Origin of the sequence: Corallococcus praedator (assembly GCF_003612125.1) — a bacterium.
GTDB lineage: Bacteria > Myxococcota > Myxococcia > Myxococcales > Myxococcaceae > Corallococcus > Corallococcus praedator.
In genome coordinates this window covers 1-952 of the sequence record NZ_RAWI01000781.1, presented here as the reverse complement: position 1 = coordinate 952, position 952 = coordinate 1, and the positions used below count along the sequence as shown (strand labels likewise).

The following is a 952-nucleotide window of genomic DNA, read 5'->3' as shown; positions in this document are numbered from 1 at the left end:
AGATGTGTAATAAGAGACAGGCCACGCGTGGGTTTCCAGCGTGGTGGTGGACGGGGCGCACGCATCCGGCACGCCCGGAGGCAGCACATCCAGGTAGAGCCCATCCAGTTCCTGGTGCATCCCCCGCGCATCCACCGATGAGCGGCCTGTCACGGGGTCGCGCCACCGCGAGCCCGCCGGTTCGACAATCAAGGCGCCGAAGAGTCCGTGCACGTTGGTGCCGTCCTCGCCTCCGGAGTAGTTCCCGCCGTCGTGGATGGGGAAGACGCCCTCGTTCTCACAACGCCAGTCGTAGACGTGGCGTCCGCCGGTGCGCACGAGACTGGAGGGTGAGCGTCCGACGTGGGAGCCATCATCCTCCTTGACGTCGTAGCCCCCACCCACGAGGTGCAGCCCCACCTTGCGACGCTGGATCTCGTTGCGAAGCTCCACCTGGAGGAGGTCGCCCTTGCGAGCGCGCAGCACCAGCGGACGCATCAGGGGATGGGGCTGGCGAGCTTCCTCAGGAGTGGAAGGCAGCGTGATTCCCAGCACGTCGGCGCGGGCCTTCGCCTTCGCATACCAGGTGTCCGGCGTGTCGGAGGTCTCCGGGCCCGGTGGCAGGCCCACCCGGCCCAGGGCCTGGATGTACTTCAGGATGGGGACGTTCTTCGTGAGCGCGAAGATGAGCCCATTGTGGTCATGATCGCCTTCCCTGTTGAAGTAGATCACCACCTGAAGCGCCGTGACCTGATATTTCATTGCCACGGCGGTTGCCGCCTCACGTCCCCTGCCCATGCAAGCCTCCCCCCCCCCCAGACGGGAGCATCGCTTCTGAAGCGACGCAGTGTGGGCCATCCGGGATGGCCGGATGAAGCCGGCCATCCCGTCCCTGTCCTTGGAAGGACACGGACCCAGGTGCGGAACCTGTGTCTGTCTTTCCACACGGCTCTCCCGGCGGATGGGAGGGGGC

1 protein-coding gene is annotated in these 952 nt (G+C 66.2%); it reads right to left on the bottom strand.

Annotated elements, in window-relative coordinates; all coding sequences use genetic code 11:
• Positions 1-747, bottom strand: a 747-nt coding sequence (locus tag D7Y13_RS50000) for a hypothetical protein (RefSeq protein ID WP_279637190.1), incomplete at its 3' end; no start/stop codon positions are given.
• Positions 748-952: the final 205 nt, after the last annotated feature.